The sequence below is a fragment of the Corynebacterium sp. J010B-136 genome (assembly GCF_002967075.1).
Classification (GTDB): domain Bacteria; phylum Actinomycetota; class Actinomycetes; order Mycobacteriales; family Mycobacteriaceae; genus Corynebacterium.
This window is the reverse complement of record NZ_PUGE01000003.1, coordinates 17,086-31,098: the sequence shown is the minus strand read 5'-3', so window position 1 is coordinate 31,098 and position 14,013 is coordinate 17,086. Positions and strand designations below refer to the sequence as shown.

Sequence of the window (14,013 nt, the reverse complement as noted above, 5' to 3'; positions counted from 1 at the left end):
GCGATATAACCCGTGTGTTTATGTGCCTTACTTTAGAACCCGCTTCGTACATCCATGCCCCCAGTATAGCTCACCTGTTCGATACCGGAAAGGTTTTTACTGCACACAGCGCTGTAAGATTTCGAACACGGCAGCGGTTTCATGTTCGATTAAGACGCAACTGCCCCAACTCTTTTCCCTTCAACAGGGGCAATCCCACCCATTACAAGTAAAAGTTTTGTTAGATAGAGACTGTGTCTTTAACAATCCGCCGCCTCTCACCACAGGAGTTCGCGCTCAACGCTGACTCCTTGGTGGATATCTACATCAGTGCCATGGGCTATCACCCCGCCATTCGTGAAGGCCGTATATTTTCCTGGCGGCGTGAGGTCGTTCGACCCGGTTTTACCTCGCTGATCGCGGAGGACGCGACTGGAGTCATCGGCGTTGCCTACGGTTTTATTGGCACTCCGGATTCGTGGTGGGACCGCCAACTACGCCTCGCGCTGCGCAAGAAAGGCGAATTATCCGCAGAAGAAGGCGAGATACTTCGCAGCTACTTCGAGGTCGCTGAGGTCCATGTGCTTCCCCGGATGCAGGGCCATGGCTTGGGCAGACAGCTCCTCACTGAATTGTTGTGGAATGCGCCGGGCAAATGGGCTTTGCTTTCCACGCCTGAAGTGCCCAATGAATCTAACCGTGCTTTTAGTCTGTATCGGTCAATGGGTTTTACAGACGTCATCCGCCAGTACCGCTACCCCGGTGATGAACGCCCCTTTGCCATCTTGAAATTGCCGCTACCGCTTTCTTAAAGTCGGGAATGCTAAAGGTAGGCTAAAGGCCATGAATAATTCTGAGGATTTCTCCCAACTTCCTATAGCCGAGATTCCCAAGCACGTTCGTGCTGAACTCTCCTCTTTTTTGAAAGCTCGGGAGCCTCAGCTCGCACAAATTGGAAAACCTGTCACCGAAGCTATTGAGCATCTAGAGCGCTTCGTGCTCGACGGTGGCAAGCGCATCCGCCCTCTCTATGCATGGGCAGGCTTCGTGGCCGCTGATGGGTTGTTAGGTTCAGAAGATCCCCAAGCGGTCCTGCGCGCTGCTTCTTCTTTGGAATTCATTCAGTCGTGTGCACTGATCCACGATGACATCGTGGATGCCTCCGATACCCGCCGCGGCAATCCCACGGTGCACCGCGCGGTAGAAGCACAGCATCGTGCGCTGGGCTGGACGGGCAATTCTGCTGATTTCGGCCGCTCAGCTGCAATTTTGATTGGTGACATGTCTTTGGTCTGGGCTGAAGATATGTTCTTAGACTCTGGTATTTCGCAGGCCGCCATCCAGCGGGCCCGTGAGCCATGGCGCGCCATGCGCACGGAGGTCATCGGCGGGCAGCTCTTGGACGTGTCACTAGAGGCCGCAGCCATTGAATCGGTGGAGCTGTCTGATTCGGTTAACCGTTTCAAAACCGCTGCGTACACTATCGAACGCCCGTTGCATTTGGGTGCCGCTATCGCGGGAGCATCAGACAAGCTTATCGATGCCTTTAGGGGCTACGGTCGCGATATCGGCATCGCCTTCCAGCTTCGTGATGACCAGCTGGGTGTCTTTGGAGACCCCCAGGTTACTGGCAAGCCAGCTGGTGATGATCTGCGCGAGGGCAAGCGAACGGTGCTCATGGCAATTGCTTTGCAGCGCGCCGATGAACAAGACCCAGCCGCCGCAAAGTTCTTGCGCGAAAATCTTGGGGCGACAGATGATCCAAGCGTGTTGTCCAAGATGTCGCAGATGATTGAAGATTCTGGGGCGCCTGAAGAAATTGAGCAGCGCATTGATGCTCTTACCCAATCTGGCCTGGAGTATCTTGCTGCCGCGAATGTAAATTCCGAGGTAACGGAGCTCCTGCGTTCTTTGGCTATCAAGTCCACCGCTCGAGCAAAATAGGATCTTTACATGGTCAAGCAAGCAATGACTATCAAGCTGCCTAGTGCCCTTGCCCTGGGTGTTGTGGGCACAATTGTGCTGACCCTTGCGTCATATGCAGGTGGTGCAACACGCAATCGCGGCGGTATTTTAGAAGCCCTCAATATCAGCGTGGTCTCTGCCGGTCATGGTCGTAATATCGGCATGACTTTGTTCTGGGTGGGCATGTTTGTGCTCATTGCAGCATGGATTTTGGCCGGCAAGTTTCTCATCAGCGCGAGCGTGCGGCGCAACACCGGCGGGGTTGATACTTCCTCGACGCCGCCAAAATTTTCTTTAGCAGCCCGCCCCGTCCCCTCCGCGCAGGTGGATGAAACAGCTTTTGCGAAAATGCGCACAACAATGTGGACATGGATTGCCCCGTTGCTCTTGGCTGCGCCACTGTCCTCCCGGGACGTATATTCCTACCTCATGCAAGGCGCGATGGTGCGCGATGGCTTTGATCCTTATACGGAAGGTCCCGCGGTAAACCCTGGCCCTTTCTTGTTGGAGGTTTCCCAGGACTGGCGCAATACCACTACCCCTTATGGCCCGCTGCACTTGTGGCTGGGCGAGGGTGTTACGCGTCTGGTCGGCGATAACGTCACCATCGGAGTTTTTGTCTACAAGCTGATTTCTGTTCTAAGTTTCGCGGCAATCGCATGGTCGATTCCTTTGATTGCCCGCAAGCTTGGTGGCGATCCCACTTTGGCGCTGTGGCTCGGTGTGGCTAACCCGGTAATGATTTTGCACCTTATTGGTGGCATGCACAATGAGTCCACCATGGTCGCATTGGTCTCCGTCGGGCTTTTGCTGTGCCTGCACAATCGTTATATCGCCGGCATTGCGCTGATTGCAGTCTCTGTGTCGCTCAAAGCAACCGCTTTCATCGCGATTCCTTTCGTGGTGTGGCTGATGATGCACCACTATGGTCAACGCATTAATAAAGTGCTGGCTTTCCTAGCCTCCGGGCTCGTCGCCGTCGCAGAGACCATTATCGTGGTGGCTGCTGTTACCTGGGTATCTGGTACCTCATGGGGTTGGTTAACGGAGATTACCGGCAACTCTAAGGTAATTAATCCCCTAGCCGGTCCTACTGTTGCAACCGATACTCTGGCGCCTTTGATTACCACGCTGAATGAGGACATTACTTATAACGAAATATTAAGCATCATGCGTTCAGGAGCCAGCGTCTTGATGTTGCTGGGACTGGCAGTGATGTGGTGGCTGTTTAGAGCGAATCGCCGTGCAGCCATGCTGGGTATCCCCGCTGCTTACCAGGTAGCTTTCATGTTTAATACGGTGACGCTGCCCTGGTATTTCGCCTCAGTCATCTCGCTTCTAGGCGTGGCCCGTCCCCCACGCTGGCTCATTCAACTGTCCGCCGGTGCCTCAATCTTTGTGGCTTTGGCATTTTCCGGCGACGGCAACCACCAGCTTTATACCTGGTGGTGGGTGCTTGGCTCACTGCTGTTGTCGTGGTGGGGCGCCTATTGGATGTTCAACCCCAGCGCCAAGCCGACGCCGACGGTGTCGAATCTCAAGGTATCGACACCGCAATAGACGACTACAGCTGGTGGTTCTACAGTCCCATCGCCTGCGCGCGACGAATAACCTCCCGCGCTAAGTGTCCTTGCAGCCCATCTACTGGGCGGCCAGGCAGCGAGGCATCTTCAGTAAACAAATACTCCAAGATTTCCTCGTCGCTAAAACCACCATCGGCCAAAACCGTAATGGCGCCAGAGACATATTTGTTTATGGCGCCTTTGTCATTGATAAACAAGGCCGGAACGTAGCGTTGCCCATCTTGGATGTGGGCAACCATCTTCTTCGCGTGCAGCAAGTCATGAACACGCGTAACCGCAATGCCAAGCTCCTCTGCAACTTCTGGCATGGTCAGTAGTTCATCGCCTTGCAGCAAAGCGTTTAAGTCTTTATTTTCTTCCATCACGTCCCCTACTTTAGATCACAGTTGGGTATAAGCGGTCACGTTGGTTGGCTAAATAGCTAATTTATCGTACATACTAGATGCCATGACACAGTTGGAAGTAGGAGACGTCCTCGAGCACCGGTATCGAATTGATCGACCAATTGCTCGCGGCGGCATGTCCACTGTGTACCGCTGTGTGGATTTGCGCTTGGGCCGTGCGCTCGCCGCGAAGGTCATGCATGACCAGTACAGCCAAGACGCGGTCTTTATTCACCGTTTCCGCCGCGAGGCACGCGCTATGGCGCAGCTGACGCATCCGAATTTGGTGAATGTCTATGACTTCTCCGCTGAAGGCGATCCGGTGTACCTCATCATGGAGTTAATCACTGGTGGTACGTTGCGTGAGCTTACTGCAGAGCGCGGCCCCATGCCCCCGCACGCGGCGGTAGCGGTGATGCGTTCCGTACTTACGGGCTTAAGTGCCGTGCACGATAAGGGCCTGGTGCACCGCGATATTAAGCCGGATAATGTGCTGATCAATGGCGATCACACGGTCAAACTCGCCGATTTCGGTTTGGTACGCGCGACAAGCTCGCAGACGGTCACGTCCAATCAGATCGTGGGCACGGTGTCCTATCTTTCGCCAGAGCAGGTCACGGGTGAGCACATCACGCCGGCATCGGATGTTTATTCAGCCGGCATCGTATTATTCGAGCTGCTCACCGGCACGGTGCCATTTTCTGGCGATACTCCTTTGGTCCATGCGATGAACCGGTTGGAAAATGATGTTCCGAAGCCTTCATCACGGATTGCTGGGGTGCCTTCGCTTATCGATGCCATCGTTGCCACCGCTACTTCTTCCGATGTCAATGAGCGCTTTGCCGATGCCCGGGAGTTTCTCGCGGCCTTGGACGATGTCGCTGAAGAGCTAAACCTTCCGACTTATTTAGTTCCTGTTCCGCATAATTCAGCGGCAGCGCGCACTGCAGCGGCACCGACGAATATGCAAGGAATTGACGCGGCTAATGTCTTTGAGCCCACGGGCTTTATTGACACTTCCGAATCCGCGACGGAAGTATTTGGTAGCGACATAGCCCAGGACGCGACCTCCGTTTTCCCTTCTGAGCCGGAGCCGCTTGCAGAGCCTGATATCTCCGAACGTGACTTTCCGCGGGAGCGAGAACCTTTAAGCTTTGAAACCCGCTACGACGGACCTCCACCAGTTGGCAATACACCAGCTGCCGATGCGCCAGTTCGTCCGAGCCCGCAGGGTATTCCTGGCATGCCTCCGGTTACTCCCGGTACAGCTAGCGCTGCAGGGGCAGCCGGTATAGCTGGCGCGGGTGCCGCCGGCGCGGGAGCTACTGGCGCTGCAGCAAGCAGCAACTATCCCGAGACGCGTTTGACGCCTCAACCTAACTTGGTTCACGCGCAGGCACCACAGGCCCCAGCGCGCGAAGAAAGCCGCGCTGCTACCCCGGCTACAGCTGAAAGTGAGCCAACGGTTAAGCCGCTATCGAATCGCTCGCCGGTGGGATTTATTGTGTGGTTGGTTATCGTCGGCATCATCATCGCAGGCGTAGGTATCGCCGGCTGGTGGTTCGGCTCAGGCTATTACGGCGGCACGCCGATCTTTCTCCGCTAATACCCACTAACTACGGCCAACCAAACAGAGAGTGGAGGGCACCACGCATGTGCGTGGTGCCCTCCACTCTTTCGAACCTTCCGCTAATTCGAAACCTTCTGCTGAAGCGACCTGCTTCGAATCCTCATGCTAAAGCGACCCTGGGAGCTTTAGCATGGAGCTTTAGCCGCGCTGGTTGCGCAGCATCTCTGCGACCAGGAAGGACAGCTCCAAGGACTGGCGGGTGTTCAAGCGTGGGTCACACGCTGATTCATAACGACCCGGCAGATCAATATCGGAGATGTCATCTGCACCGCCGAGGCACTCGGTGACGTCTTCACCGGTGAATTCGAGGTGGATGCCGCCTGGGTGGGTACCCAGTTCACGGTGCACCTCGAAGAAGCCCTGCACCTCATCCAAGACCTTGTCGAAGTGACGAGTCTTGTAACCATTCGACGAGGTGAAAGTATTACCGTGCATTGGGTCAGACTGCCACACAACTTTGTGTCCGGAGTCTTCTACAGCACGAACAATGTCCGGCAAGACGGTGCGGATGCGGTCGTGGCCCATACGGGTAACCATCGTCAAGCGGCCTGGCACGCGGTCCGGATCGAGCTTCTCAGCGTATGCAACAGCTTCATCTGGGGTAACGCCTGGGCCAATCTTCAAACCAATCGGGTTTCCGATAAGTGCTGCGAAGTTCACGTGGAAATCTTCCAAGCCGCGGGTGCGCTCACCAATCCACACCTGGTGTGCAGACAGGTCATAAAGCTTGGTCTCACCGCGGCTGTCCTTGGCCAGACGCAGCATCGAACGCTCGTAGTCCTTGAGCAGTGCTTCATGCGAGCAGTAAATAGTTGCAGCACGCAGGGTCTCATCAGAAACACCACATGCGTTCATGAAGTGCAGGCCGTTTTCGATCTCACGAGCCAAAGCCTCATAACGAGCACCTGCGCGCGAGGTCTGCACGAACTCACGGTTCCACTCATGCAGGCGGTAAAGGTCCGCGGTGCCTGAGCTTGTCAGTGCACGCACGAGATTCATCGCTGCTGAAGAGTTAGCGTACGCACGAATCATGCGTGCCGGGTCGTGGCGGCGTGCTTCCTCAGTTGGTTCTACACCGTTGACGATGTCACCGCGGTAGCTCAGCAAGCCGTGTTCATCGACGTTGGAAGAACGCGGCTTCGCGTACTGACCTGCAATACGCGCAAGCTTGACCACTGGAGTGGATGCGCCATAAGTCAGCACTACTGCCATCTGCAGCAAAGTCTTGATGTTGCCGCGAATGTGCGGTTCGGTATTAGCCTCAAAAGTCTCCGCGCAGTCACCGCCTTGCAGCAAAAATGCTTTGCCGTTGGCGACATCGGCAAGCTTGTTTTTTAGCTCCTCTACTTCCGGCGCCACCACGATCGGTGGAACCGATTCTAGAATCTTGCGAACGTTATCAGCTTGGGCTTGATCCCAGTTGGGCTGCTGCTTAGCGTCTCGCTTGATGGCATCCTGAAACTTCTCCTCGATGCCTTCTGGCAATGGCGGAAGATCAGGGAGTACTTCTTTAGGGATATCTACTGTCCAGCTCACAACTAGTATTTAATCATGGATGCACAGCGAATGTGACATCCATAGCTTAGTAATATCCGTTTAAGACACATCCCACCAGGCGGGACGCGCAGGGAGCGAACGCTAGCGCTTACTCCCCAGTACTATTTCAGAGCCCGATTGCCTGATGATAAAGGCAGGACTTCAGCACAAATCTTGAACTTAGCAAGGTTATGACGCGCATCTACTAAAGCATCATGGTTGCTATCCGGAATAGCAGGAAGCTGCGGACGGCCGGCGAATTCCCAGTACTGGCGTAGCTCGCGGGTAAAGCGCGGGATAGTGCGCGGTAATCCTGCCATATCGCCCCAGAGTTGAGCTAGCACCACGTGGTCATAAGCTCCCACCCACGCCCACAGTTGAACTGGGGTCTTATCCTGGGTGAGAAATTCTAAGACTTCGCGGCGGATAGTGTCTTTGGACTTCCACACCGAATCGCGAGGGCTGGGAAGTTTATCCAGCACATTCTCACGCACCCAGGCATTTGCCTTCGACGGGTCAAAATCAGTGGATACCGCGTAATATTCGCGACCATCTTCTGCGACAACGCCGATCGAGACAAGCTCGATGGTTCGGCCGTCTTCAATAAATTCAGTGTCGTAGAAATAGCGCACGGTTTAACAGCTTAGTCCCTGCCTGGTGCCTGGCGAAGCACCGGGGCGTGCATAACCATCGTGTGCAGCTGGCGCAGACTTGGCGGGTAGACACTCCAGCCCACAACGGGCAGCTTGGAAACCGACCACAGCATCAATCCTCCGGCGGCACTTAGACCGATGCACACAATCGTCCAGAACCAGGTGTTGTGCAGCAGGCCCTCGCCAGCCATCGAGATCTCCCACTTGCCCACGATTTGAACGTAGTGATAGCCCACCGTCAACGCGATTGGATGGCCAAGGTAGATCGGCAAAGTATTGCGGCCGATAAACGCGAAGAAGGAAGAAATAAAAGGAATATAAGAAATCGCGACTGCCATGACCAAAGCCATTGGCAGCTGGAAAGTCTGCTCCACAAAGCGCACGAGCAACAAGATTTCTTCGCGTCCCATGTAATCCATGCCCGGCAGGTACCACGGTAGCGCTACTTCCCCGGTGAATTGATTCCACATATCGCGGGAGAAATAACCAACGGCATAAGTCATCGCTGCAAAAGACAGGGCCGCCACGTTAAGCCGGCAGATAGCTTCAACAAAGACTGTGATTGCCCGGCGTAGGTACACGCCCATGAAAAATAGCGGCAGGTACATCAGCGCCTTGCCGATGAAGTAAATGTGCTCATTCAACGGCAGCAAAAGCACGGGGGTAAAGCTAATGAGCATCGCTACTGCTGGATGCAGTTTGCGCACGGCAACCAAAACCAGGTTGAAGATAATCAGCGCGTGCAAGAACCAACCCATGTTGTGTCCCAGCAGCAGGTTCAGGCCAAGCTCGCTAAAGCTTAATGGCTCATTGCCAAATACCCACTGCCACTCCAGGTTTTTCGTCCACAGTTCGATACTTACCCACAAAAAATAAGGTACGAAGAAAAACCACACGCGTTTGATCAACACATCGCGCAGGGTGTACTTCAAAATCTTGGTAGAGAAATACCCGGAAACCACGAAAAACAGTGGCATCCGCAGCGGATCGAGCCAGGTATTTATCTGATAAAGCCAGGTGGATTCGCCTTCCGGCACTCCAATACCAATATGCAACAAGACGACGCCAAGGATTGAGATGCCCTTGGCGACGTCTGGCCAGATGAGACGTTTCTGTGCACTCACTTTGTTGGTTCAGCACCCTTCGGATAACCGAGGCCCTTCTTCAAGGATTCTTTGACCTCGGAGGCATAAACATCAACGTACGGTTGCTCAGCTAATTGAGCAAGCTCGAGCATGAAGTAGTCGGTGAATTTCCGGGCGGTTTCATGATCTTCTACGTCCAAGCCTTGTTCTTTTGCCCAGGCATGAGGATCGATGGGCTGGCCCACGCGGGTTCCCACGCGTACGGGACGTGGAATCCAAGTGCCAATCGGATTGGCTTTGCGGGAATTGAACATTGCAATAGGAATAACCTGGGCACCAGTGTCCATAGCCACACGCGCCATGCCGGTGCGTCCGCGGTAGATACGCCCGTCGGGTGAACGGGTACCTTCTGGGTAAATACCGAACAGGTCACCGTCATTTAAGATTTCCCGAGCCGAGTTCAACATGCCTTCCGAAGAAGACTTCGCTGTGCGGTCAATGGGTACCTGTCCAACGGAGGAAAAGAACCACTTTTGCATGCGGCCAACAAAGCCCGGGGTGTTGAAGTACTCCGCCTTGGCGATGAACTTAATCTGCCGTGGGCATTTCAGCGGGAAGTAGAAAGAGTCCATGACCGATTGATGGCTCGAGGCCACGATCGCTGGCCCAGAGGCTGGGATATTTTCTACTCCCTCGATCCATGGCCGATTCCATAGTTTAAGCGCAGGGCCGAAAAGGATGTGCTTGAAAGCCCAGTACCACCGGTTGTTCATAGCCATGGCTCTTTGTCCTTTTCTTGCTCTTTGCTTTGTTGTTTACTGTGTAGAATCTGTAGATCTACCTACTTTTACAATACGCAAGCACTCGCGCGCGCCAAATCAGCCGCGCCAATCATTCCGGCTTGAGATCCTAAAACTGCGACTTTCAACTCAGCAACATCGCGGAAACCTGCGCCCACAATGTTGTCTTGCATGTGTTTGCGCGCAAGATGCAAAAATAGGTCAGATTCGCGGGAGACTCCCCCACCTAGGACAATGAGCTCTGGGTCCAAAACATCGACGACCATGGCAAGACCTAGGCCCAGCCAGCGTGCGAAATCTTCCATCACGGCGATAGCCAGCGGGTCACCAGCGCGTGCCGCCGCCACGATGTCTTCGCTGCTGGCATCTTCTGCCAGCGTGGTTTCATAGCTTCCACGCAGTTCCGCTGCCGTATCTGGCAGTGCGGTGCCAGAAGCATAACGCTCTAAGCAGCCACGTTTGCCACACGAACAAGGTCGGCCATTAGGCACGACCGTGAGGTGACCGAATTCTGGGGCGGTGCCAAATGCGCCACGGTAGATTTCCCCACCGCTCATCAGTGTTGCCCCAATGCCGGTGCCGATAGCGAAAAATACCCAGTCTTTAGCCTTGCGGCCAGCTCCAAAGCGCGCCTCACCCCAAGCGGCAGAGTTCGCATCGTGTTCTAAGCGCACTGGCATGCCTATGCGTTCTTCAAGATTCTTCCGAACCGTGGCATTGCGCCATGGCAAGTGCGGAGCAAAGCGCACGATGGTGCAAGTAGGGTCAATAAAACCAGCCACGGCCAGCCCAACGCCGGAAATGTTGTTGCCAGGGCTCAGCTCCGCTACCAGCTTTTCGATGCTTTCTTCCAAGTCAGCTGCATTATCAGCCGTTGGCATGGTGCGGGTAGCAAGAACCTCACCGGCATCATTGACTAAACCGGCGCGTACATTGGTGCCCCCGATATCAAAACCAATCGCAAGCTGCTGGGAAGCATTATTCATGGGTAATAGGATATACGGCCGGAAAGATTTGAGATAATCGAATCCTCGTGGCGCGCTAGCCGGCGCCCCTAAGAATCGGGTTCTAGGGCTGTGCGCAGCTGCTGGCCTATGACATCCCAGGTCCAATTGCACTCCACATGCCGGCGACCGGCCTGCCCCATGGCGGCCGCAGAGTGTGGATCCTGCAGCATCTTTACTAGCGCTTCTGCTAGCTCGGAAATACTATTTCCATCGACGACGACACCTGTTTCCTCTGTAATCGTCTCTGGCGCACCGCCGGAATTTCCCGCAATCACCGGCAAGCTTGCCGCTTGGGCTTCGAGGTAGACAATGCCTAAGCCTTCAACATCTAACCCTCCCCCGCGGGTACGCACGGGCATGGCGAAAACATCTCCGGCGCTAAAAGCTAATGCCAGCTCTTCACTATCTTTAGCTTCTTGAATAACCGCGGTGGGGTTATAGATTCTGGCCAACACGTCAAGCGTTTCCCGGTATCGGCCGCGTCCGATAATGAGAAGCTGGGCCTCTGGTACTTCTTTGCGCACCACAGCCATAGCGCGCAACAACTGGTCTTGTCCCTTGCGCGGGACCAGCCGCGAGACGCAGAGAATTACTGGGGCGCTGGGGGCATCGACAAGCCCAAAATGCTTTTTTGCCAAGGCCGAAGATTCCGGCGTGCGCGTAAACTGCTCAAACGATACCGCTGAGGGCATATGCACCCACTGTGGATGCGGGCCAAAAGCTTTAGCAAAGCGCCGCAAGGTGTACTCGGAGATATAAGTGATGCAATCTGCGTAATTGCCGATCAACCGCAAAGCCTGGCGCGCGCCCGGAAGCATCGACCAGCCCACCTCATGACCATGGGTTGTGGCAACAACCTTCTTTGCCCCTGCCTGCTTAGCTGCCTTGCCCATCAACGCCAAGGGCGCGGCGGCCCCGAACCAAACAGTCTCTATATCGTGCGCGCGAATCAATTCCTGCATACGGCGAGCAGTAGCAGCCGTTGGCAACATGACCTTCCGCGGCCACCGCACCACGGTGTAATCAACCTGGCTATCAAACTCCTGCGCGGCTTTGGCATCTTGAGTCGAAGCAAAGACCACAACCTCTGTGGGGTCTAAAAGACTAATGAAATCTCGAAGATAAGACTGAATCCCGCCGATAGTTGGCGGGAAATCATTGGTCACAAGAAGCGTACGCGGCATACAAATACACTACCGCGTGAGTTAATAACGCGATGCACCGGAAATCGGCATGGAATCTACCGGCACTACCTGCACCGGAACGCCGTAAGTTGAAGCATGGACGATCTGGCCATTGCCGATATACATCCCGACGTGGGTCACGCCTGGGAAATATCCGACGATATCGCCTGGCTGCAACTCATCAATAGAAACGGACTGGCCGCCGGCAATCTGTGCCTGGGAAGTACGCGGAATGGACTTGCCCTGCTGCTGATAAGCCCAGTACATCAAACCTGAGCAGTCAAAAGAATTCGGGCCTGTTGCACCCCAGTCATAAGGTGAGCCCTGCTTGGACAGTGCTGCAGCAACCGCGCCAGTGGCATTTGCGCCTAGTTCAGCCAGGTCAATGCCGCTGAGCGGATTATTCTGGTTCTCCCATGCTTCACGCAGCTCAGGGCTGAGCGCGTCCACGCGCGCTTCGATATCTTGCTGACGTTGTTTCAGATCATCGCGATCGGCGATGACGATGTCACGTTCTTTTTCGAGCTCGGCCTTGATTTTCTCGGCGCTAGCTACAGCCTCCGCTGCTTGCGCACGGGCTGACTCTGCCGCCTGCGAGTACTCAGTAATGGAATTCAACGAGCGCTGTGCGCCACGGGAAATAGCGCCCAGATAGCCCAAGCGTTCTACCGCGGCGGTTGGGTCTTGGGCATTGAGCGTTGCGATAAACGGATCTAGCGTATCGCCGCGGTAGCGCGACTGCGCAATGCTATCGACATTTGATTGTGAGGCCTGAAGCAATTTCTCGGCTTCATCTGCCGCACGCGTAGACTCATCGACTTTCGCCTCCAAGCCCACGAGCTCTTCTTCTTTCGCCGCAAGCTTGTCCTCTAGGCTTTTCACTTCTTCGTTCTTCGCCGAGACCTCGCGCGCAACCTTACTGACCTCTTCAATAAGGCCTGAAACGTCATCTGCATCTTGGGTTTGGTTGTTCTCTATTTCTTGCGCCTGGATATCCGGTGCAAAAGCGGTATGTGCGCCAAGTGCTGCGCACAATGCGAATGCCGAGACTGTGGACACAAAACGGCCACGCGAAGAACCAAACACAACTGCCACGATGAGACTTTCTGACTACCAAAGCTATTAATACCCAAGTAACTATAATATCCGCACCGCGATATAGCTAGCCTAAATCGCCGCTTTGACCAACGTCATAATATTCGCCTTGAGCTGGGAAAACGCTGGTCAATTCTACAGCCATCTTTAATGAATACTTTTAGGCAAAACATACCGAGTACCTGCAAATTAGCTGCCAGCACCCCAGCTAACACTCAGGTAACATCCCAGATACACCAAATCCCCGCTGCTTCCTCAATTGGAAGTAGCGGGGATTTGATTTCACTAGGCAGTTTTAGAACCGAACCGCAGAGTGGATTGGCATGTAGTTCAGCGGACGCTCGGAAACTGGGGTGCCCGAGTTCAACGCGTCAACAATCTTGCCGTTACCGACGTAGATACCTACGTGGGATGCACCGCCGTAGTAAGCAACGATGTCACCTGGCTGCAGGTCAGAAATAGCGACTGGGGTGCCGCCAGATGCCTGCGCCTGGGAGGTGCGAGGAATCTGCTTGCCAGCCTGAGCGTATGCCCAGGAGGTCAGACCAGAGCAGTCGAAGGAGCTTGGGCCGGTAGCACCCCAAGCGTAAGGTGCACCAATCTTGGAGTAGACAGCGTCTACAACCTTTTGACCGGTGGAGCTAGCTGCTGGCTTAGCTGGTGCCGAAGCAGAGTAGTTAGCCTTAGCAGCGGTGGTGGTGGAAGCGGAACCCTGGTTGGACAAGGATGGAACAAACTTGTCGATGTTTGGGACCTGCTTGATGTTCGGAACGTTCTCCAGTCCCTGAACATTGAAGGAGTAGTTAGTGTTTGGAACTACTACCTCTGCTGCGTTTGCAGCTGCTGGACCCGCCAGGGTTGCAACTGCTGCGATAGCGGTGGTGCCTGCGATGCGACGAACGGTCTTAACGTTCTGACGACGGTGCTGTGCCACGAAATAAACTCCAAATCATTCTGCGCGCCTACTACCAACACAAGTTGCTGAGCAGCTAAAGAAAAAATTCACAGCAGCACTTGCTGTACCAAATTGAAGTGAACTCAATCTATTGTGTTCGTAGCTCTGGCCCTAAGGTGCGGGCCTAACGTTCTTTGGAAGTTCTCTATTAAGAGACC

Annotated in this window: 13 protein-coding genes; 4 read left to right on the top strand and 9 right to left on the bottom strand. The window is 54.6% G+C overall.

Annotation, left to right across the window (positions count from 1 at the left end; all coding sequences use genetic code 11):
- Nucleotides 1-233 precede the first annotated feature (233 nt).
- The 3 genes from C5Y44_RS05890 to C5Y44_RS05880 are packed head-to-tail and all read left to right on the top strand — an operon-like array spanning nt 234 to nt 3,504.
- A complete protein-coding gene (locus C5Y44_RS05890; RefSeq protein ID WP_105324113.1) occupies nt 234-791 on the top strand; it encodes a GNAT family N-acetyltransferase in 558 nt (185 codons plus the stop codon).
- 31 nt (nt 792-822) lie between these two features.
- The gene (locus tag C5Y44_RS05885) at nt 823-1,923 is read left to right on the top strand and encodes a polyprenyl synthetase family protein (protein ID WP_105324112.1); all 1,101 of its coding nucleotides are present in this window, start codon (nt 823-825) and stop codon (nt 1,921-1,923) included.
- 9 nt (nt 1,924-1,932) lie between these two features.
- A complete protein-coding gene (locus C5Y44_RS05880) occupies nt 1,933-3,504 on the top strand; it encodes an alpha-(1->6)-mannopyranosyltransferase A (protein ID WP_105324111.1) in 1,572 nt (523 codons plus the stop codon).
- A gap of 19 nt (nt 3,505-3,523) precedes the next feature.
- On the opposite strand, the gene C5Y44_RS05875 is transcribed toward C5Y44_RS05880, so the two are convergent.
- Nucleotides 3,524-3,889, bottom strand: a complete 366-nt coding sequence (locus C5Y44_RS05875; protein ID WP_066793131.1) for an Rv2175c family DNA-binding protein — start codon at nt 3,887-3,889, stop codon at nt 3,524-3,526.
- Nucleotides 3,890-3,974: 85 nt separating this feature from the next.
- Here C5Y44_RS05875 and C5Y44_RS05870 point away from each other — a divergent pair, with 85 nt between their 5' ends.
- Entirely contained in the window at nt 3,975-5,516 is a 1,542-nt protein-coding gene (locus C5Y44_RS05870; protein WP_105324110.1) for a protein kinase, read from the top strand.
- A gap of 162 nt (nt 5,517-5,678) precedes the next feature.
- On the opposite strand, the gene C5Y44_RS05865 is transcribed toward C5Y44_RS05870, so the two are convergent.
- From C5Y44_RS05865 to C5Y44_RS05830, 8 genes are all read right to left on the bottom strand, one after another.
- Nucleotides 5,679-7,076, bottom strand: coding sequence for a class II 3-deoxy-7-phosphoheptulonate synthase (locus tag C5Y44_RS05865; RefSeq protein WP_105324109.1), 1,398 nt, complete (start codon nt 7,074-7,076; stop codon nt 5,679-5,681).
- A gap of 122 nt (nt 7,077-7,198) precedes the next feature.
- Nucleotides 7,199-7,708 carry a polyadenylate-specific 3'-exoribonuclease AS gene (locus C5Y44_RS05860; protein ID WP_105324108.1) on the bottom strand — a complete coding sequence of 170 codons (510 nt, stop codon included), beginning with the start codon at nt 7,706-7,708 and terminating at the stop codon, nt 7,199-7,201.
- An 11-nt stretch (nt 7,709-7,719) separates the two neighbouring features.
- A complete protein-coding gene (locus tag C5Y44_RS05855; protein WP_105324107.1) occupies nt 7,720-8,853 on the bottom strand; it encodes an acyltransferase family protein in 1,134 nt (377 codons plus the stop codon).
- The gene (locus C5Y44_RS05850; RefSeq protein ID WP_105324340.1) at nt 8,850-9,587 is read right to left on the bottom strand and encodes a 1-acyl-sn-glycerol-3-phosphate acyltransferase; all 738 of its coding nucleotides are present in this window, start codon (nt 9,585-9,587) and stop codon (nt 8,850-8,852) included. Before C5Y44_RS05850 ends, C5Y44_RS05855 begins: the two co-directional genes overlap by 4 nt.
- Before the next feature lie 74 nt (nt 9,588-9,661).
- The gene (locus tag C5Y44_RS05845; protein ID WP_105324106.1) at nt 9,662-10,600 is read right to left on the bottom strand and encodes an ROK family protein; all 939 of its coding nucleotides are present in this window, start codon (nt 10,598-10,600) and stop codon (nt 9,662-9,664) included.
- A gap of 68 nt (nt 10,601-10,668) precedes the next feature.
- The gene (locus C5Y44_RS05840; protein ID WP_105324105.1) at nt 10,669-11,805 is read right to left on the bottom strand and encodes a glycosyltransferase family 4 protein; all 1,137 of its coding nucleotides are present in this window, start codon (nt 11,803-11,805) and stop codon (nt 10,669-10,671) included.
- 21 nt (nt 11,806-11,826) lie between these two features.
- On the bottom strand, nt 11,827-12,900 hold the full coding sequence (locus tag C5Y44_RS05835) for an NlpC/P60 family protein (protein WP_105324104.1): 1,074 nt from the start codon (nt 12,898-12,900) through the stop codon (nt 11,827-11,829).
- A gap of 295 nt (nt 12,901-13,195) precedes the next feature.
- Complete coding sequence (locus C5Y44_RS05830; RefSeq protein ID WP_105324103.1) at nt 13,196-13,834, bottom strand: C40 family peptidase; 639 nt, start codon at nt 13,832-13,834, stop codon at nt 13,196-13,198.
- Nucleotides 13,835-14,013: the final 179 nt, after the last annotated feature.